General features: G+C 40.3%; 18 protein-coding genes. 8 read left to right on the top strand and 10 right to left on the bottom strand.

The features are described from left to right. Positions 1–18: 18 nt before the first annotated feature. Entirely contained in the window at positions 19–783 is a 765-nt protein-coding gene (locus N3A72_01265; GenBank protein MCX7918239.1) for an ATP-binding protein, read from the bottom strand. Between the two features lie 18 nt (positions 784–801). After that, a complete protein-coding gene (locus N3A72_01260; protein MCX7918238.1) occupies positions 802–1,104 on the bottom strand; it encodes a EutN/CcmL family microcompartment protein in 303 nt (100 codons plus the stop codon). A 358-nt stretch (positions 1,105–1,462) separates the two neighbouring features. On the opposite strand from N3A72_01260, the gene N3A72_01255 reads away from it, so the two are divergent. The 4 genes from N3A72_01255 (at position 1,463) to N3A72_01240 (ending at position 6,140) form a co-directional block, all read left to right on the top strand. Next, positions 1,463–2,464, top strand: a complete 1,002-nt coding sequence (locus tag N3A72_01255; GenBank protein ID MCX7918237.1) for a diguanylate cyclase — start codon at positions 1,463–1,465, stop codon at positions 2,462–2,464. 56 nt (positions 2,465–2,520) lie between these two features. Continuing rightward, entirely contained in the window at positions 2,521–3,063 is a 543-nt protein-coding gene (locus tag N3A72_01250) for a metallopeptidase family protein (protein ID MCX7918236.1), read from the top strand. Between the two features lie 116 nt (positions 3,064–3,179). Continuing rightward, complete coding sequence (locus N3A72_01245; GenBank protein ID MCX7918235.1) at positions 3,180–4,619, top strand: glycosyltransferase family 39 protein; 1,440 nt, start codon at positions 3,180–3,182, stop codon at positions 4,617–4,619. Between the two features lie 333 nt (positions 4,620–4,952). Further along, positions 4,953–6,140 (top strand): phosphoglycerate kinase, encoded by a 1,188-nt coding sequence (locus tag N3A72_01240; GenBank protein MCX7918234.1) that lies wholly within the window; start codon positions 4,953–4,955, stop codon positions 6,138–6,140. A gap of 358 nt (positions 6,141–6,498) precedes the next feature. Here the strand turns inward: N3A72_01240 and N3A72_01235 are convergent, their stop codons facing one another. From N3A72_01235 to N3A72_01200, 8 genes are all read right to left on the bottom strand, one after another. Beyond that, on the bottom strand, positions 6,499–6,978 hold the full coding sequence (locus N3A72_01235; protein MCX7918233.1) for a hypothetical protein: 480 nt from the start codon (positions 6,976–6,978) through the stop codon (positions 6,499–6,501). Between the two features lie 334 nt (positions 6,979–7,312). After that, entirely contained in the window at positions 7,313–8,308 is a 996-nt protein-coding gene (locus N3A72_01230; GenBank protein MCX7918232.1) for an RluA family pseudouridine synthase, read from the bottom strand. 225 nt (positions 8,309–8,533) lie between these two features. Then, positions 8,534–9,073, bottom strand: a complete 540-nt coding sequence (hpt, locus tag N3A72_01225) for a hypoxanthine phosphoribosyltransferase (protein ID MCX7918231.1) — start codon at positions 9,071–9,073, stop codon at positions 8,534–8,536. Positions 9,074–9,223: 150 nt separating this feature from the next. Further along, positions 9,224–9,886, bottom strand: coding sequence for a deoxyribose-phosphate aldolase (deoC, locus tag N3A72_01220; GenBank protein MCX7918230.1), 663 nt, complete (start codon positions 9,884–9,886; stop codon positions 9,224–9,226). Between the two features lie 646 nt (positions 9,887–10,532). Beyond that, a complete protein-coding gene (gene mtnP / locus N3A72_01215; protein MCX7918229.1) occupies positions 10,533–11,429 on the bottom strand; it encodes an S-methyl-5'-thioadenosine phosphorylase in 897 nt (298 codons plus the stop codon). A gap of 164 nt (positions 11,430–11,593) precedes the next feature. Then, positions 11,594–12,061, bottom strand: a complete 468-nt coding sequence (rpiB, locus tag N3A72_01210) for a ribose 5-phosphate isomerase B (GenBank protein ID MCX7918228.1) — start codon at positions 12,059–12,061, stop codon at positions 11,594–11,596. Between the two features lie 227 nt (positions 12,062–12,288). Continuing rightward, the gene (locus N3A72_01205; GenBank protein MCX7918227.1) at positions 12,289–12,738 is read right to left on the bottom strand and encodes an Hsp20/alpha crystallin family protein; all 450 of its coding nucleotides are present in this window, start codon (positions 12,736–12,738) and stop codon (positions 12,289–12,291) included. Between the two features lie 182 nt (positions 12,739–12,920). After that, the gene (locus tag N3A72_01200) at positions 12,921–13,133 is read right to left on the bottom strand and encodes a hypothetical protein (GenBank protein ID MCX7918226.1); all 213 of its coding nucleotides are present in this window, start codon (positions 13,131–13,133) and stop codon (positions 12,921–12,923) included. Between the two features lie 384 nt (positions 13,134–13,517). On the opposite strand from N3A72_01200, the gene N3A72_01195 reads away from it, so the two are divergent. From N3A72_01195 to N3A72_01180, 4 genes are all read left to right on the top strand, one after another. Continuing rightward, the gene (locus tag N3A72_01195; GenBank protein MCX7918225.1) at positions 13,518–15,692 is read left to right on the top strand and encodes a beta-galactosidase trimerization domain-containing protein; all 2,175 of its coding nucleotides are present in this window, start codon (positions 13,518–13,520) and stop codon (positions 15,690–15,692) included. Between the two features lie 437 nt (positions 15,693–16,129). Further along, entirely contained in the window at positions 16,130–17,485 is a 1,356-nt protein-coding gene (locus N3A72_01190) for a hypothetical protein (GenBank protein ID MCX7918224.1), read from the top strand. A 236-nt stretch (positions 17,486–17,721) separates the two neighbouring features. Then, a complete protein-coding gene (locus tag N3A72_01185; GenBank protein MCX7918223.1) occupies positions 17,722–19,371 on the top strand; it encodes a GDP-mannose dehydrogenase in 1,650 nt (549 codons plus the stop codon). A 179-nt stretch (positions 19,372–19,550) separates the two neighbouring features. Next, the gene (locus N3A72_01180) at positions 19,551–21,146 is read left to right on the top strand and encodes a hypothetical protein (GenBank protein ID MCX7918222.1); all 1,596 of its coding nucleotides are present in this window, start codon (positions 19,551–19,553) and stop codon (positions 21,144–21,146) included. Positions 21,147–21,152: the final 6 nt, after the last annotated feature.

Here is a 21,152-nt window from a genome sequence, read left to right as displayed (position 1 = left end):
AACTCCGAATTGTACCCATTACGGTGGTACCGTCGGGAGGGTTACCGTAACGGTCGTTCCTTTCCCGACTTCTGAACTTATCGTAATCGTTCCATCAATATCATTAATAATCCGTTTAGCGATTGGCAGACCGAGACCGGAACCATCTTCTTTCGTAGTATAAAAAATATCGAATACTTTTGCGAGATTTTTCGGTTGTATACCGATTCCTGTATCCTGAATGATAACTTGGATTGGATTCAACTCCGAGTTAACCGCAGTAGTCTTAATCGTTAGCGTTCCACCGGTTGGCATTGCTTCGATTGCGTTCAGAATTAGATTTAGAAATGCGGATTTGATGAGTTTATCGTCAGCGCGAATGGACGGTAGTCCTGACTGCAATTCGGAGATAATTTCGATCTGTTTAGCTTTCGCGGTTGGCATGATAAACTCAATCAAATTACGGAGCAGCTGATTGATATCGAGAGAAATTAATTCTTTATGAGCGGTTTTTGCAAAACGTAGGAAGTTCGATAGTAGATGTTCAAGCCGTTCGATTTCATGTCGCGATATTTCTATTCGTTGGCAAAATTTATTGCAATCGATTATTTGCGAAATTAATCCCAAGTCTAAATTGGTTGATTTGAGACGTTTTATATCTTCTTCAAGCAGCTGCAAATTTATCGAAATGGTATTGAGTGGATTCCGCAACTCATGCGCTAGTTTGCTCGACATCTGCCCTAGATATGCGAGTTTTTCTGTTTCTCGTAATTTTCCTTCAAGTTCTGTAGTATCCGGTGCCATAGTTGAATGTTGCAATTGTTAACTATTTGGATTGTGTTTGTTATGTTCTGCGGTTGCTACTGTGATGTAGTCAACAATCCCGACAATTAATTCTCGAATCGGAGCGCGGGGATATCCGAATACTTCTGCCGCAGTTCCCGGACCAGCACTGATGATAACAGTATCCCCTTCTCCTGCGCCGACATAGTCAATCGCAATCGTAATTCTTCCAGTGGGTAGGTTATTCGGGGTTAGCGGTTGGATAAGCAACATTTTTCGGTCAAGATACGCTGGATGTTTAATGGTTGAAATGACTTTCCCGATGACTTTCGCTAAATACATTATCGATAATCCTGAATACCAAATGACCTATACACTATTTTTTATTTTAAGATACGTAATGTCTATGATAAAACAATCCTGATGCTGAATAGTTTCAGTCGAACAATCATATAGGGTCGATGCCATTTATATTCGCAATGCTTTAGCGGAAATATCCTCGATACAGCGGAAGATACCCTCGACTAAACGCCGAGTCGAAACCGCAAAGTTTGATAGCCCAACCCCTTCATTATAAAATTTAATAGGACACCGGCAATTTAAAACCGAAAACCCTTTACAAATTGTATCATTCCTGTATATTATACAATAACAATTTCAATTTCCGAAATTGATTCTTTGCTAGAGACACGTTGAATATATGGCACAAGAACGAATTCTCGTTGCCGATGATGAACAAACCGTAGGCGAACTTATTGCGGATGCACTTGAGCCGGATGGATATAATATTACTCAGGTTGCATCGGTTGCGGATGCGATACAATCGTTATGTGCAAAACGGTATGCGCTGGTGATAACCGATATTAAGTTTCCTGACGGCAATGGGATGGATATCGCTCGGCATGCGAAAAAACTCGACCCGGATACAGAAATAATTATTATTACCGCCTACGCTTCCATCAATACAGCGATTGATGCGGTTACCTTGAATGTGTTTGATTATATTCAAAAACCGTTTTCGGTAGACCGAATTCGACTAACAGTCCGCAATGCGATAACAAAACGCGCATTAGCTATTAACAACCGCCAGTTAATTCATGATTTGGAACAACAGCAACGGATTTTAGAAGAGAAAATCGAACAAGCTACCCGTGAGCTGAAAATCGCAAATGAAAATTTATCGAAACTAGCGATTACTGACGATTTAACCCAACTCTATAATCATCGGTATCTACAGGAGCGACTTGATGAAGAAGTGAAAAAAGCGATTCGGTATGATTTGCCGCTGTCCTTGATTATGATTGATTTTGACCAATTCAAGGATTATAATGATACCTATGGCCATCAGCAAGGGGATATCTTACTGAAGCAAATTGCGAGGTTACTTTCCGAAAATGTGCGAGAAGTAGATTTAGTTGCACGATATGGCGGCGATGAGTTTGCCATCGTGCTTCCCCAAACGAACGGCACCGCTGCGGTTGTGGTTGCCGAAAAACTACGGCATTTGATTGATACCACCCAATTTCCAACTAATGAACCCGGAAAAACATTTCATTTAACCATTAGTGTCGGAGTAGCAAATATTCCTACCCATGCCAGAACAACAGATGAACTGAATCGGCAAGCGGATACCGCATTGTATAAAGCGAAAAAGGATGGGAAAAATAAAGTCTGTTTACCACCAGAGAACATAGTTAAATAGGTTCAATAGGTTACAAGGTTACATAAATATATATCGTTTTTCCTTTCTATCAGATTGTGGTAAATCGTTCATACCGAAATTATCAAATCATCGTCCAATTCTGTTCTCGTCATAAAGTATTTACTCAATTATCCGCTGAAAAACAAAACCAATTTATCCAGCAGGCGCTAGAATGCGGTAGAAAAATTGCATGCACAATGCAACAAAATTATCCGAATGTTCCGTTAGAAAAACTTGCTAATCAATTGGGGGTCATAGTGCACTATAATTATGAAACAAGTCGGCTCGGAACTCTGCGAATCTATGCAAAATATTCCGGCAATCCCCCGACGATAACCATTTACCGAAAAGCTATCCAGCAGTTAGCAGAAAAAAACAACCATGAAATTGCTGTTACCCAACTTGAACAAATCGCACTGGCTCATGAACTATATCACCATCTAAACTTATATAAGGTTCACGGTATACCATACGGTTTACAGAGTAAAGAACAAAGAGAAAAACTACCACGATTATTTGATGAACTTGCAGCGCAAAGTTTTACGCAACATTATTTAGGATTAGCGTTTTTCCCATGCATGCTTGATTTTACAGAATAGAACGCTAACCGCTAAGTTCACAGGAGTTGGCAAAGGAGGCACTTAGCATATGATATTATTTTCTAGCGGTCAGAAGTGGTATGACTTTAGGTTGATTGCCCATTTGGCATTAATATATGAATATAAATATCATACAGAAAATAGGTACAACTATTGTTATTGGTATATTAATAGTTTATTTTCTCTTTTTTCTCTACCATTGCATCATGTATATCATCTATCCCTATGATTTGGATAATGAAGAAGGATTTATCTTAAATCAAACCAAATTACTCGCTCAAGGGAAAACTATTTATCCGACGTTGAACGATTATCCTTATACCGTCGGGAATTATCCACCGGTATTCCAGTTGGTCTGCGTGCCACTAACCTGGATTTTTGGGAATAGCCATGCCATTGGCCGAACTTTATCAGTTCTCTCTACACTCCTAATCGGATTGATAGTATTTCTCATCGTTAAGAGGATAACCAATACGAATACCCCAGCATTCATCGCCGCATTGTTTCCATTTGCTACCCATTATTTCTATCGTTGGGCAGCGTATAACCGGGTAGATATGCTCGCGCTGTTCTTCTCTCTGCTTGGAATATATCTTATTTGGCGTATATTCGAAATTCACAATTCGAAATCAAAAATATCAGGTGTTTTAATCCCTTGTATATTGTTCATTCTCGCTTTTTATACCAAGCAGAGTATGGTAGCAGCTCCGGTTGCCGCCGCAATATATCTTTTTATGAAAGATAAGAAACAAGCTAGGATGTTAGTTTTCGTATATCTCGTAGGAATAATCATTGTTTTTCTGGTTGGAAACACGATTACCAGCGGAGAGTTTTATCAGCATTTGGTTGTATATAATATGAATCCATTTTCGTGGTTTACCGTCTGGCTCTATGCAAAAAACCTTATTTATTTCTATCCGATATTTCTGATGTTAGTTTTATTTGCACTATTTGCACTAGGTAGGGAAAAAATCAATATCCTCTTTTCGCTCTATTTTTCCTTTTCGGTCATAGTCGCGTTAAGTTGTGGAAAGGTCGGGTCAGCGGTGAATTATTTATTAGAACTTATCGCTGCGAGTAGTATCCTCTTTGGGATTAGTATAAATAAATTTCGGATTTCCAAACCAATGGTAATCAATGTTTTGCTTATAGTACAATTGGTTTGGATATACCATATCCCCTATAAATTCGAATATGGAGAAACGCCGACTAAAAAAGATTGGTTCTATGCTCGGGAAACCGAAAAATATATTCAGCAGACGATGGGGATGATTGTAAGTGATGATGCGGCGATGTTGGTTCGTAATTACCGACCAGTATTATTTCAGCCGTTTATCATGAGCACGCTCGCCCGCCAGAAATTATGGGACCAAACGCCTGTCGTCAATGATTTGAACCAGCAGAAGTTTGACCTGATTATCCTCTATTTCGATGTTAACCGCAATCCGGATTTAGAACGATATACGGAAGAAATGATTAACGCGATTCGAACCAACTATCATTTAGTTGACCATCTCGGGAAATATTGGGTGTATAGTAGGGATTCGAAATTATGAATCCTGATTTTACATACGTTAAAGATTAAATATATTTAACTTGTATTATGCTCTAGTAGGAATAATTCAACTCAACGAATTGTTTCAAATTGTCAGAATTATGCTAAAGATATTTTTCGCAAATTCGCATAAAGAGGTAGATTTATGCGAACTCAAACAAAAAGAATTACCATCCAGCATCGTGTAGACCAGGAATTTTATTTAAAATTTCGATTATTTAATATTTTGTTAGACTTCTGATTCTAATCATAAACAGTTGACGAATTTAGCGATTTCTATATACAATAATCACCTAAACTATAGTCAAACCATGTATTATTGGAGGGAAAACTTATGAATAAACTATGTATATCAGATATTGAGCTTAAAGGGAAACGCGTTTTAGTTCGGGTAGATTTCAATGTTCCGCAGGATGAACAAGGAAATATCACGGATGATACTCGGATTCGTGCATCGTTGCCAACTATTCAATATATCATCGAAAAAGGCGGGAAAGCGATTCTGATGTCGCATCTCGGTCGGCCGAAAGGGAAAGTAGATGAAAAATATCGGTTAACTCCGATTGGGAAACGGTTAAGTGAGTTGCTCGGGAAACCGGTGATAAAACTAGATGACTGTATTGGACCGCAAGTTGAATCTGTGGTGAACGCGATGAAAGAAGGCGAGGTCGTGTTACTTGAAAACGTCCGGTTCTATGCAGAAGAAGAGAAAAATGACCCGGAATTTGCTCGGAAACTAGCGAAACTCGGCGATGTCTATGTCAACGATGCGTTCGGGTCAGCGCATCGCGCGCATGCTTCAACTGAAGGAGTCGCTAAATATATCCAGCCGGCAGTAGCGGGTTTCCTGATGAAAAAAGAAATTGATTATCTTGGAAAAGCGTTAGAAAATCCGGCACGTCCATTCCTTGCTATACTCGGTGGCGCGAAAGTTTCAACGAAAATCGGGGTTATTAAAAATCTGCTTAATAAAGTTGACAGCCTGATTATCGGTGGCGGGATGGCGTATACGTTCCTAAAAGCGCAAGGGGGAAGTATTGGCAAATCGCTCATTGAAGAAGACCAGATTCCGTTAGCGAAAGAGATTCTTGCGAAAGCGAATGAAAAAGGTATTCCGTTACTGCTGCCGATAGACCATATTATAGCTGATAACTTTGCGCCGGATGCGAATGTGCAAACTGTGGTTCAAGGCAAGATTCCTGAAGGATGGATGGGAATGGATATCGGTCCGGCAACCATCGAGAAGTTTGCTAGTGAAATTAAGAAAGCGAAAACGATTGTCTGGAATGGTCCGCTCGGTGTGTTTGAAATGGAACCGTTTGCTAAAGGAACCAATGCGATAGCGAAACTCGTTGGTGAATCCGGTGCGGTAACTATCATCGGTGGTGGTGATTCAATTGCAGCGCTCGAAAAAGCAGGGTATATCGATAAAATGAGCCATGTTTCTACCGGAGGCGGTGCGTCGTTAGAGTTTTTGGAAGGAATCGAATTACCAGGCGTGGCAGCGTTAACGAACAAATAATAACAGATTCAGACGGGCATAAAATAGCCAGCGGATTTAAATGGATGCTATGCAAGAGCAAAGTCCGAAATTCGGACTTTGCTCTTTTTATTATCTATTACCTGCTTCGAGGTCAGATGCCATAAGTTAGAGGTCAGAGAACCGCTAGTAGCTAAAACATTCCCGAAGCCTTCCTGAACATAAGAAACCATATCAATCAGTTTAAATGGCAAAGTTAGCAGTGTGCAAATTTTCGTTTTGAAATTCCCGACTTTGTCGGGGTAAAACTAAATGTTTACCCCGTTTAACGGGGCTAAATTTGAAATGAATCCGTTCGTATCACCCGTTTCTCAAGCGCACAATAAATGCATGGGAAATTTCATATTCTATGCTGCAGTTGTACTAAAAACTTAAGAAACTGCCATACTTTATGCCAAAAAATAAAGCCTACAGTATAACTTACAATAAATATTACGATTGTAATTATGACAAATTGTTTATATTTTTTGCTGCTCTTAATGCTTCTTATTCTGCCTTCTTGACGAGCAACCTTGATAAGATAAATCATAGATATATTAATAATCAACATCCCAATGTCCATTCCAAAACTATTCCAGGTATTCCACCGAGCCCTGCCATCCCAATAACCCACCAGCATTGTATGTATTATTACGAAGAAAAAGTAAAACCAAAATATAAATTTTAAAATATAATCACTAATTACCTTTTTAAGTTTCTGCATAAAGTTTACTTGCCAAGAAGAAAGCGTAGGCACCACCGCACTAATCGGTATCGCTAAAATATTGGGGTTAATAATTCCGTAACCTGCTCCTCTTATATATAGACGGGAATAGACCATATAAAACCCTACAAAAAAATGCGAAAAAAATTGATTTTGATTATATTTCACTACTGTCCAAAAAAATTTAACTGACTTATTGTAAAGACTATCTTTCTATAGAGGTAAATAGTTTGAAACAAAACCGCACCCTTTATCATACCATAACGCAGGACACATCGTAGTGTAGTGAACCACAATTTTACCGCAAGTGTATGGTACCACAATCGAGCTGAAACACTGGGCGAGTTAGTTCGATAGTGAATAGCCTGGAATTTCGATATCCATTGGGATACTCCGCTTAAAACGAAAAATCCTGCTGCAAGTGAGTATCGGTTCTAATTCAAACTTCGGGTTAATTTGATAGTAAAGAAATAAGCTCTTGGAATTTTTGAGGTAACGGAGCAGTAAATTCGAGGTATGTTTTGGTTATCGGATGGTTAAATCCGAGCGTTTGTGCGTGGAGTGCGATTCCGTTCAGTTGTTTAACCGCTGATTCTAGGTTGGCTGGAAGTTTTCTGGTTTTTTTGCTCCCATAGGTTGTATCGCCAACAATTGGATGTCCGACGTAAGATAAATGGACTCGAATCTGATGTGTTCTGCCGGTAGTTAATTTGCATTCAACTAAGGTAAATCCAGAATAAAAATATTGGATAACGTTATAATAGGTGCCTGCAATTCTTCCGCCCTGAGTTACAACCGCCATTTTTTTCCGGTTTTTTGGATGCCGACCGATTTTGGTCTCGATATATCCTTCATTCGGTTCTACTTTCCCATAAACTAACGCTAAATATTTTCGGGTTATACTACGTTCTTTCAACTGTGCAGATAATATCTGATGCGCAAAATCGGTTTTAGCGACCATGAGTAAACCGGAAGTCCCTTTATCCAATCGATGAACAATTCCCGGTCGCTGGATTCCGCCGATGCCGGATAAACCTTTGCAATGCGCTAACAACGCGTTAACCAACGTTCCTTTTTTAACTCCAGCTGCTGGATGAACAACCATCCCCGCCGGTTTATTGATAACGATAACTTGTTCATCTTCATAATAGATATCAAGCGGAATTTGTTCTGATTCAATCGTTAATGGTTCCGGTTCAGGAATTATAATGTCAATACAATCGTTAGTCCGGAGTTGATAACTCGGTTTAACTGTTTTCCCGTTAACTTTGATTAATCCTTGGGCCAACAGGGATTGAATGCGTGCTCTTGATAGTCCTAGTTCAGGTTGTTTAGCTAAAAAAAGGTCTATCCGAATTTTGGGTGCGGTAGAATCAATTGTTAAGGTAATCTTTTTTGCCAATGTTATTTCCCTACCGGTTAACTCTAGCGTAGCAGATTGATTCATTTCGTAGATATCCCTCAAATTTTACAATAGGGAATATCCATTTTTTGTTTCCAGCCTTGCGGGATCAAGAGATTCGGGATTCACTCCCAACGTGGTTTAGGTACCAGTTACCCCGAACTGAAGCTCATAGGGATTTATTCTATTGAACTGAGTTCCCACTAGCTTGATAATATCGGACTTTAGCCCATACATTTTGAGATTAGGTGGAGTCAATAAAGTAAGCCGCTACTTTTGGTATACTTCTGGTTTGAGAACACAAACATACGGTAGATTTCGATAGAATTCACCGTAATCAAGACCATATCCAACAACAAATTCATTCGGAATATTGAATCCGATATAATCGAGATGAATATTTATCTCACGTGGAGCAAGTTTGTTTAAGAGAACGCAGGTTTTTACGCTTGCTGGATTTCGGAGTTTGATATGTTCAAGGATATAGTATATTGTTCTTCCGGTATCGAAGATATCTTCGATAATCAGAACGTGCTGATTAGCTACATCTTGTTTTAAATCCATGACGAGTTTAACCGATCCGGAAGAATGCGTTTTTTTCCCATAGCTGCTGACCGTCATTAAATCGAAAGTACAAGGGATTGTGATACAACGGAGTAAATCAGATAAAAATATAATCGACCCTTTAAGTACCGAGATTAACAACGGATTTTTCCCGACATAATCTTGTGAAATTTGGGCACCGAGCTCTTTAATTCGCGTTTGCAGCTGTTCTTCGGTTAATAATATTTTTTCTATATCAGAATACATATATCCACAAGCTTAATTTTTCGAGCATGTTCTCTAAGGTAATAATGTCAAATTTCAAATTCCAGATCATATATGATTGTTTTGACATGGGTCATTTATTAGCATGGGGATTTAGGCATTTGGTATTGTACTGTTCACAACCGAGATTTCTTATTGCGTTCCTTTCACGATTGCAATACTTGCGCTAGTGCCCAGTCGGGTTGCACCAGCTTGTACCATTTGTTCTGCGGTAGCTAAATCCCGAATCCCGCCGGAGGCTTTAACGCCCATTTCCGGACCGACCGCTTTTCGCATCAGCGCGACATCTTTAACCGTAGCACCGCCGGAAGAGAACCCTGTCGAAGTTTTAACGAAATCCGCTCCAGCCGCTTTCGCCAGAATTGAAGCGGTAACTTTCTCCTCATCAGAGAGCAGCGCAGTTTCGATAATAACTTTTAGGATTCGTCCTTGACAAGCTTGTTTAACCGCGCGGATATCTTCTTCAACTTCTTTCAGCCGACCTCCTTTAAGCAACCCGATATTAATCACCATATCGATTTCATCGGCACCGTCAATTATCGCTTGCAAGGTCTCGCAGACTTTAGCAGTGGTTGACGTGGCGCCTAACGGAAACCCTACCACTGTGCAAACTTTAACCGGACTCCCTTGTAATTGCGATTTAGCTAATTTAACATACGTCGGATTTACACAAACCGTAGCAAACCCAAACTGTTTCGCTTCTTGGCAGAGTTGAATAATTTCATCCGGAGTTGCTGTTGGTTTTAGTAGGGTATGGTCAATCAACCGTGCGATGGTGGCAGGAACCTGCGCGATATGCGGTGCAGAACTGATTCGAGCTACCCCGGCGTGAACGAATTCTTGCACCGCATCAGTTCGTTTAGTTGCGCAATGGCCGCAATCCGAACAGGAAGCCGGATCGTTGCTGCAACCAAGTGCGGTTGTGGGACGTTGGAGTTGATGAATCGAGTCTTTAGCCGATTGCAGACGCGCCAGAACGTTTCTGGTTATAGCAGTAACCAATTCGTTTATCTGTTGTTCATTCATAGTTCCTTATTTCAGTCCATCTATCGTGCTGACGTTATGCTGAAGTAACAACTTACCCCTAAAGGATGATAAACCCTGATTTTCCAGCGAAGAGTTCGCAGAGTCTGCTGAGAAACCAATTAGTTCTGTTTGTTACCTCTACCAGTTGTACCACCTCGGCATTCTCCGCAGTGAAATGATGTTTTTTCATTCAGCCGCCCCAAGGACGGGACTATTTCGTTTTGCTCGAACTAAATTTCCCAACATTGCATACTGGGCTAAACTAAGCGCAATCGCCCTTTGCAGGGCTTGTTGTTTATCCCGAATGGATAAGTGATTTAGCGCAGCCGTTTATGGCTGTGTTATGATGAACCGCCGTTTCGCTAGTCCCGCTAATGGCGAATAAACTTTCTGCATAGCCACAAGTTGTAACGTTCTACAGGCTTTGCGTTTTTTTTGTAGGTTGTTCTGGTAAATATTTATCAATAAGCAACGCTAGTTTTTTCCTGATTGCGGGAGTAATCCGTTTCGGGTCGGTTATAATTGCATACTGTAACGCCGTTGCACAATGACAATTCCGTTCTTTCGGCAGCATGGGAATAATATTGCGAATCATATTTTTTGCCGTTTCTACATTAGCTAACAGATTCTGAATCACCATTTCAACAGAAACAGTTTCTTCCGTCTGATGCCAGCAATCATAATCAGTAACCAAAGCTATTGCAGCATAACATATTTCTGCTTCCCGCGCTAATTTCGCTTCAGGAAGCACGGTCATCCCGATAATATCCATCCCCCATTGACGATATAAGTTCGATTCCGCTTTTGTCGAGAATGCCGGTCCTTCCATACAAATCCAAGTTCCCTGCGGATGGACAGTTTTATTGAGATTTTGTCCGGATTGAATAAGCCATTTCGATAAATCCGGACAGAACGGGTCAGAAAATTGAATATGAGCAACAATTCCATTCCCAAAAAAAGTTGAATGTATTCGATGCCGAGTTCGGTCAACGAGTTGGTCGGGAATAACCACATCGAGCGGTTTATAATCTTCTCGCAAACTACCTACCGCACTCACGGAAATAATCCGTTCTACTCCCAGTTTCTTTAACGCATAAATATTCGCCCGGGAATTCAGTTCCGTTGGCATAATCCGATGTCCGCGACCATGCCGAGGTAAAAATGCTATCCGCATCCCTGCTAAAGTGCCTATCATAATTGTATCAGATGGATTACCGAACGGAGTTTTCAGTTTCACTTCCTTCAGCTCCGTTAGTCCTTCCATCTGATATAATCCACTACCACCAATTACGGCTAAATTAACTTTTTCCATAGGAGTAAAAATCTATTCTAAATATCGAATGTCGCAACAATAAAAGACATGCCAAAAACCAAAATATACATACTCTACTTCAAAACTTACCAGTATCGTTGTCGGCTTTTCCGTTTTTTACGTTTTATAGTTATCTTTTTGTTTCGATATTCGATATTTCGAATTTATTTTAATAATTCTGGTTTATAAAGAACTTTCTCTAGTTCTTTTACTTTCTCCAATCGTTTGATATATCGACCACCGAGAAATTCAGTAGTCAGCCATTGTTTAACTAATATTTTCGCTAAACCTTTACCGGTCATATACCCGCCAAGACAGAGGATATTTGCATCAGCATGTTCTCGACTCATTTGCGTAGTAAACGCATCATAACAACACATCGCGCGAATCCCCGGCAGACGATTGGCTACGATTGGCATAGCGGTTCCGATACCATCAATCATAATCCCGCGATCGAATTCACCCCGCATCACTGCTTGTGCAACTAAAAACGCAATATCAGGCCAATCGACCGGCGTAGAACCATCAAACGTTCCGAAATCTTTCACTTCATGTCCGAGTTCAAGTAAATAAGATTTAATGGTTTCTTTCAATTCGAATCCAGCGTGGTCTGAACCGATAACAATCTTCATACGGAACCCCACACAGGGTTATACCACTGTTTGTTTAAAATAATAATACAACAATATAGCGAGAACTACACCATTTCGTCAAGCGAAAAAATGGGGAAGAACAAAAAAACCGCTATAATTATTTACTACGGAGCCCGTTGAAAAAATAAGGAAAAAAGTATATATTATTTAAATGTATTTTAATGTTTCGCTGTGTTTCTGCGTGTTCTGTGGTGAGATGAATAATATTATTCTTCCGACTCGATCGTAACTTGTTTAACTTTTGAAGAGCCTTGCCGGGGAAGACTGATAATTAAGAACCCTTGCTGGTAAGTTGCTTTTGCTAGTTGTTCATTTACTGGAATATAAAGTGGAAGGTGCCGTTCAAAAACGCCGTAATTTATTTCGGCTAGATGATAACTGCATTTCCGAATATGCCGTGTGTGAATATCTTTGCGGACACCACGGATTATTACATAATCTTTTGAAACTGAAACCACTACCGCATCCGGATTAATTCCCGCAATTTCAAGTTTTATAACTAACTCGGATTCGGTTTCATATACATCGGTCGCTGGAGAAAAAACTTTTTGCGGCCGAATAAACGCCATATTTTTCCGTTTACTCGGGAGAAAAGAATCGAAAATATTATCAATCAGTTCATCGAGATCCGCAACTTCATCTTTAACAGATTTCAAACTATCCGTTGAAAGAATTAGTACATCTGTAGATTGGTTGACCGAGTTATTTCTATGGTAAACCGTGCGGTAGAACATTGAATATGGTAAAGGCAGTCATTCGTCATCGGAGTATCGCATAGGTGATTTCAACTTCCCTTGTGCTTCTCTAACGAATGACTGCCTAGAGTAACTTGATTAATTTACTTTTTTTCCGGAGCCGCTGGTGCAGGTGCTGGTGCTGCCGGAGCAGCTGGTGCTGCAGTGGTATCAGGTGCTACTGGAGCTGGCTGTTCAACCGCAGGCGGTGGTGCCGGTGGCTGTTCTTGTGGTTTCGGCGCACAACCGTAAATACATAATGCTACCAAGCTGAGCATTAATGCGGTTACTAAGCCAAGCTTTATCCAACGTAACATATCTCGCAATACACCTCCTTTCAATCCATTAAAAAACTTTTTATTTATCAAAATTAACCTTTTTATTGTAGTAAAATATCCCTCGTTTGTCAAGGAAAACATCTCACGCTCCTTAAAGTCAAGTATTTTCTGGGTACTTTCGTTATATTAGTTCCTTTATTAACTTTTACCATGATTCTGAATATTGAATATTTTAAGATTCTGAATATTGAATATTTTAATTTTGAAGCGTTATTCGATAATGAAGTTAGAGCAGCAGGCAATAATGATTACGTTTAGCATCCAAGCGTACTATTCCACATTGTGTATATTGCGCTGCATAATGATACAGTATGTTATAATACTTGCATCGAAATCTAACATTTTTGTGAGGAAGATTAAATTATGGAATGGTATGAAAAACCAGTGCGAATGATGCGGCTAGACTATTTAGATGCATTTGAACAAATTAAATCCATTGATTTAGATGCATTAGCGAAAATAAAAAAAGAACAATGGCATATCAACTGTGAATGGCTCGTAGCCACGTTAGGAGTCGCTCCCGGATTAGGGTATACCGTGAGTTTTAACACGCCTAAATTTGAAAAATATCCCGCTTTAGGTGAGTTCGATTGGCTGCGAGAATATTTACCTTATGCGAAAAAATATGGAATCCGAGTGCTTGCGTATCTAAATATGCATTGGTTTAGCTATGAGTTTGCGGCTAACCATCCAGAGTGGGAACAATTGCTACCGGATGGGACACCTTACGGTCGCTATCGACCGCTATACGGTTCTGGAACAACCTTTTGCGTTAATTCCGGATGGCGAGATTGGGCATTTGAGATGATTGAAGAAACAATGAAAACCGGAGTTGATGGCGTGTTCCTTGATGGACCGGTAATCTACCCGAATTGCTGTTATTGTTCTGCGTGTAGGCGTAAATTCGAGTTGCAGGAACAAACTGAAATTCCTACCCAGGAAGATTGGTTTAACCCGAATTGGAAAAAATTTATCGAGTTTCGTGAACAATCAGTAGCTGATTTCCTCTATGATGCCCGCCAAGTCGTTAAAGCAATCAATCCGTTAGGAGTAATTTTTCTAAATGCGGGAAATTGGCTCGGTGGCGCATGGCGCATTGCTCGGGATATGGAGAAAGTTGGACCGTATCAGGATTTCAATGGTGCAGAAGCATTTTTCCATCCTGGTTTTCCAGATGTATCACTCTTTTTCTGGTCAGGGTTAGCGAAATATTTAACTGCAGGGAAAAAGCCAGCAGTAGTTTTTAACCATCATTGTCTTGGTTCTTGGCATTATATTCCACTGCCGGAAGAAGAAATGCGAATTGCAATTGCGCAGACTGTAGCGAACGGTGCAAATCCGTGGTTTGCAGTATTCAGCCCGGCATTAGAATATGGTTATGAAACGGCGCTACATCCGGTACAAGAAGTGAATGGATTCATTGAAGAAAATGAAGTTTATTATACGGCAACAGAATCCGCGGCTGATATTGCACTGCTTCTGTCCCGACAAACAACCACCTATTATCTATCGCAATTAACGGATATGTATCTCGATGTTGGAACCGGTCGCGAAGAAGGATTAGTGGCTGATGTTACCGCAGAAAAAACAATTGACTGGACGAAACGAAAATCAATCTGCGACCAGATTATGAATACCGCAATGCTAGGTTGGATGACAGCGATGTTTCGGAGTCATATCCCTTTTGATATTATTCTTGACGATGATATCAAACGAATTACCGCACAAAAATATCGCGTGCTCATATTATCAAACGCTGCTTGTCTGTCTGATGGCCAAATAGCTAAGATTCAGGAGTATGTGGCAAAAGGAGGAAGCCTTATTGCTAGCTATGAAACTGGACAATATGATGAATCCGGAAACCCAAGACCGCAGAATCCGTTATGGCAATTATTTGGCATAAACAAAATAGAACGGGTATTAGCACCGACTGCTGGCGAAGAATATTTAAAAATTAAATCGAATGAATTAATAACTGATGGGCTTAGGTTAAACCAATTGCTACCACGACCGGGATATAGTTTGCTGATTCAACCGACCTCGAAAACGCCGAGTCCGATAATATTTATGAATCCAGTAGGACAGTTGTATCGTTCGCTTCAAGGGGAATCGGAATATCCCGCCATGATATTGTCAGGCAATGGCAAACTCATTTATTTTCCGCATCTCGTAGAAGAGGCATATATGCGTTTGAAACTTGCAGAACATCTGCAATTGATGATTAATAGCATCAAACTTGCTTATGGAAATAGATTATTTTTGGAAACCGATGCACCACCAACGGTTGAAATCGAACTTCGAAAACAGTCGCATCCTAACCGATTACTGATTCACCTGATTAATATGAGTGGGGATATGCAACGTCCAATCAATAGAGTTTTCCCGATTCCAAAAATAGCTATTTCACTCCGGATATCACCGCCGAAAAAAATATTTTCGCTATCTTTAAAACAGCAAATTCCGTTTCAAATTGTTCTGGATAGAGTTAACTTTACGATCGATAATTTTGAGACCTACGAATTAATAGTTATTGAGTAAATTAATAACGTAAAATAAAGCAATAATTATTTATTTCAAACGTTTGACTATACACTAAAACTACTATTTATAATATTTTATAAATAATTTACATTTTTGTGAAAATTATTGACAATATTGCCAGTTTACGCTATGATATTTATTACGATTTAATTATATCAATATTAGTTCCCATTGAAATACAGAGGGTCAACGACCTCGACTGAGCTTGCGCTCAGGGTTTATCTCAGATACGGGATTAATGCTTTTCCATAATATTACCCGATAAATCGGAATATATCCTCGGTGGAAAGCCGGGTCGAAATAGTAATGCTTGATACATCAATTGCATTTCATATTATAGAATAGACACTAAATAATCAATCAAGATAAAATCAAAAACGAAAGAGTATTAAGTTTAAATAAGCGTACCATAAAAGAAAGGGGGTGAATTATTAATGAAAAAAAACTTAATTGTAGGTATCATGGTAAGCTTGATATTGTTAGCGGTAAATAGTCAAGCGAAAAGTGTCAAATGGGTATATCAAGGGGCGATAGATACTTCTAACGGTTTAGCATTAAGTCCAACAGAACGGTTAATTCGGGTTGCTGCTGATTCTCGTGGGGTGGTGTATTACGGTACCTATCAGAACCAGGCAGGTCGTGGCGATATTCATATCTACAAGCTGGTGAATGTGTTAGACCCGGGGACACGCGCTGCATCGATTTTACATACCGTGAGTGATATTTCGGTTTGGAACCAATACTATGGGCTCACCTGCGATACTGCGGATAATGTATATTTTTCCTACTATTACGACATTGGTGCGTTTGGTGGTGAAACGGCTATCTGCAAATATGATAAAGATGGGAATGTGGTGACCAGTTTCGGGACTAACGGGAAAGTGAGTCCACCGGTGATGGATGGATTATCGTTCCGAGCTGGTGGGTTATGTTACGTTCCAGCGTCGAATAAAATAGTCCTGAGTGGAATAAGTCCGAATCCGAACGTTCAGTATACCAGCCGGTTAGTCGGAATAGATGCGGCAACAGGGATTGGGATCGATACGTCGTATGGCGCATCAACTTCAGGCGGTTCAATCCGGTTTATTCGCGGTCTGACGTATGATGCAGCGAATAATAATTTCTTAACCCTTAATTCTATCGGATTGTTAGAACGTTGGTCAGGCGGAACTCCCTCGGATTTAACAGGGTATGCAATCGATTCGGTACTGATGAACTATAATTCAATGTATGGAGTACGGCTCCAGCTAGGATTTGATGGGGAATATCGGCAGACGTTTGCTTCGGTGAGTTCAGCGGTTCCGGAACGATATTTTATCAGTGTCTATGATTTAGATAGTGGCGTGGAAACACAACGGTTAACCGCAGATAGCACGGTTGGACCCACCGGCTGGTGTTCAGGGTCGTGCACCATTGGTAGTGGAAATAATAAGCGACTTATTGCCATCGATTTCGTTGCGAGTAAACTCCATATTTATGCGCCGGAATTACCACAGTTAGTACCTTCCGGTTCGCTCACTATTAGTATCGGAATCAATCGTGAGCTGACTGCAAGTTTAGGAACTAAACCGTATACTTGGTCAATCAACACGATATCAGGGAGTCCGGGAACATTGAGTGCGGTCAGTGGGGATAGTGTAACGTTTATCTCGACTGGAGTTGGGAGTTGTGTAGTGCGGTGTACTGATGCCAATGGGTTATATGCTGAAGTAACGATTAATGTCGTGCCGACCGTAGCGCCATTATATCCGGATACTCCAGAATTCAATCGAGTCCGATTAGAAGAATAAAAGATATATTCAGCGGGGAGCACAAGAGATAATCGTCGACTCCCCGCAAATTTTGTAATTCTAACTTAATAGATTCGAATAAAATATTGAGACATATTTATCTACTGGTTTTATCTTGGACGATAAGGCGCTTATCATAGGTAAGCGCTTTTATTATGAATAATAATTATTATTGTTAATTCACGTTCTCGTTCATGCGAGGGTGAATTCAGCGGAAAGGATTATAAGATTGCATTATGGAAAGGAAAAAAATCGTAAATATAGAAAATGTATCTATTGCACCTGATGGAACAAGGTATCCCTTACCGGATAAATCACAAACAGATGTGGAATTAGAACGAGTTAAACAGAAAATCCATGAGGCGAAACAGCGCGATGCCGAGATTGTTGTTGTGCAAGGACAGGGATTTGTAGGTGCGGTTATGGCAGCGATCATTGCTGATGCTAAAAATAAATTTGTTGTTGGATTACAACGTCCATCCCGCAGGTCGTTCTGGAAGATTCCGATGTTGAATGCCGGAATTTCGCCTATCGCTTCAGAAGACCCGAACGTTGCGGAAGGGATTGCACGAACTGTTCTCAAAAAGAAAACTTATATTGCTACATGGGTCGATGAAGTCTTAGCATTAGCTGATATTGTGGTCGTGGACGTGCAATGTGATGTCGTTAAGCCAGAATTCGGTAACGCTGACTCTGCAACCGTTGAAATTGATGCATGTAAAGAAGCGATTCGTACAATAGGAAAATATATTAAACCAGAAACGTTAGTTTTAATTGAAACCACGGTACCGCCGGGATTTTGTGAGTATATTGCTAAACCAATTTTAGAAAAGGAATTTATCCGACGCGGAATTAATCTAAACAAACATCCGGTTCGGTTAGCGCATTCGTATGAACGGGTTATGCCGGGAAAGGATTATTGGGATTCGATTGTAAATTTCCCGCGGGTATATTCGGGAATTAATCAAATAAGTGCAGAATTAGCCGGAAAATTTTTGAGCGAAGTATTAACTGGACCGAAAGCGGAATTAACCCAGTTACCGACGACAACGATGTCAGAGTTTGCGAAATGTTTTGAGAATAGTTATCGTGCGAGTTTGTTAGCTTTCGCTCGGGTAGGCGGATTTTTAGCTGAAATTATGGGAGTAAATTTAACTGCGGTAAAAGATGCGATTACGAAACGACCAACGCATCGGGATTTGATTGTTCCCGCCACTCCAAGTACCGGCGGATACTGTTTGCCGAAAGATGCGGTATTTCTGATGTGGTCAGCGCGAAATATCCCAGCGTTTGTTTCCCGACTCGATAGAAAACAGCGAGAAAAACTTAACGCTTGGTTGCGGTTAATTTCGCTTATCGTTGATATCAATGATACCAGTGCATTACGAATGGTCGATTTAGCGCAGATTGCGTTAAAAAGCATTGGGAAGAGAATTAAAGGAAGTAAAGTTGCCGTACTTGGTGCCGCATATCGGGAAGATGTTGGCGATACGCGCTATGCATCGTATGAATCTATCGTTCGCCGTTTGCAAGAATTAGGCGCTAAGATAGCAGTTGGTGACCCATACGTTAAAAGTCTTGACGAACTCCGGGACCAAGATAGAAATCCATACTCTATGGCCAACCATTTTAAAAATCAAGCGCCGTTGAAAAAACTAACCGTTTCAGCGAATACCCAATTGGTGTTACAGGGAGCCGATGTGATATTATTCGTTGTGCCACATCAAGAGTATCGCGAAATAAATCCGGATACGGTTATTAAAGCAACCGGGAAATCAGCACGTTCGTTAGTAATCATAGATTGCGGAACCTTAAGTGATGATAAGATAGCGGTATTCCTTAAACGAGGTTGTGTAGTGAAAAAGATGCATCACGGACATATTTAGCGACAAAAGGAAAACGGTATATTCCTAATATCAACTCAACCATACACGAAAAAACGGAAGAACTAAAGAACAGAAAACTCATAAATCATTAATTTTTGTTTCTTTGTTTCATCGTTTTTCTTTAGTTATTCGGTAGTTTTTGCATTTTGATTTTCCAATTTTGAGTTTTTTCTTTTAAGATGGATGAATATGCTCAGTTAAGATTAGTAAAACGGGTTCTAGCGGTGATACCCGCAGCGGGATTGGGTTCACGCATGACTCCGTTATGGACGATAGGCGACCCGTTTCTCGATGCGTTAGCCAAACCAGCGACGCGAGAACTATCAACCGGGAAACCGTTTCTCGACCTAATATTTGATACCTTATTAAATGGACAAGTTGCTGAACAGATTTTAGTTCGGGTCGGCCATCGACCCAAACCGAAAGACCAGTGCCAAACAGACTATGAAAAGATTCGATATAAACTCCATGCTGATGTAGTTGCGCTTATTGAAAAACGAATTCCAACCGTTAGACACTATTATAGCAATGCCGATGGATTAGATGATGGAACCGGTGCAACGGTGGTCGCGCGGGAAGCAAAAGAGTTTCTCTTGAATCATCCGGAATATCAATATATTCTTATCCTTGCTTCGGATATTCCAACGATACCAGCGGAACTATTGAAAGAGATGGTGTTGTTTCACATCCGCATGGGATATGAAATGACCATCGCATCGGTTATTGAGGAAGACCCCTTTAATTACGGACGAATTGTTCGAGAACCGCAGACAGGTGAATTTATTGCCGTCGTTGAACAATCGGAAATTGGACGAACTCCAGAAGAACGTTCTGGGACGATTTCGTTCCCAGGCATCCCCGAACCATTATCAAAAGAATACTTACATCAGATTAAAGAACGGAACGTGCTTCTTGAAGTCATAAATCGTGAGGTTTTTCTGAACACCATTCGAGATATCGATGCGCCGAATTATGCGCGTGTAATTCGAGATGAATATGGTCGAGAGATTGGAGTGGTTCCGAATCCGGATATAAATGCTTTATCGCCATCTCAAGAGGTTAGTATTCGTGGGAAACTATATACAAAATCAGAGTTATTGTCTATTTTCGAAAGTCGGAAAATAGCACCAAATCCAGTGGGAACCTATGTTTTACGGCGGCATAAAAAAAATGAATACTATTTGCCAGAACTTGCTATGGAACTGAAATCCCAGAATAAATCAGTCGGAATATTTTCACTTCCGAGAAAAACTGCTATGGGATTCGATACGCGGACCGATTTACGCCACTACGCTCAAGATCGAATGCAAAGTTTCCCGCAAAGACCGTCAACTCTGATGTCTTACCTACGTAACGATTTCCGAACCTCAAAACTTCTCGGAGAACCTGAATTTGAAGTTTTAGAGCAAGTGTTTGCAGTCACGGTTATGCCAAATACCGAGATTTATGTTGACCCAGAGATTGCTTTTTTCTTAACCAATTTAGCGCACCGAGTTAAACTCGTTGGTGGAGCGAAAGAATTTTGCGAACAGTATATACACCTGCTCCGGGAACACGATTGGTCCGCGATTCTTGAAATCCCCCCAAAAACCATTCCATCATTTTATATTGGACCCCACGTAGTGCTTAACGGTATAATTGGGTTGAAGGGTAGGATTGATATTGCACCCTGGGCGACGATTTTGAATAGTTACATAGAGAACAGCCGGATTGAACGAAACCAGGTAATTGAAAATAAGATACTTATTGATAATGTAAGTAAAGAGATTTTATAACTGCAT

Source organism: bacterium (assembly GCA_026416715.1).
In the GTDB taxonomy this organism is placed as follows: domain Bacteria; phylum UBP4; class UBA4092; order JAOAEQ01; family JAOAEQ01; genus JAOAEQ01.
This window is presented reverse-complemented; position numbering and strand designations above follow the sequence as displayed.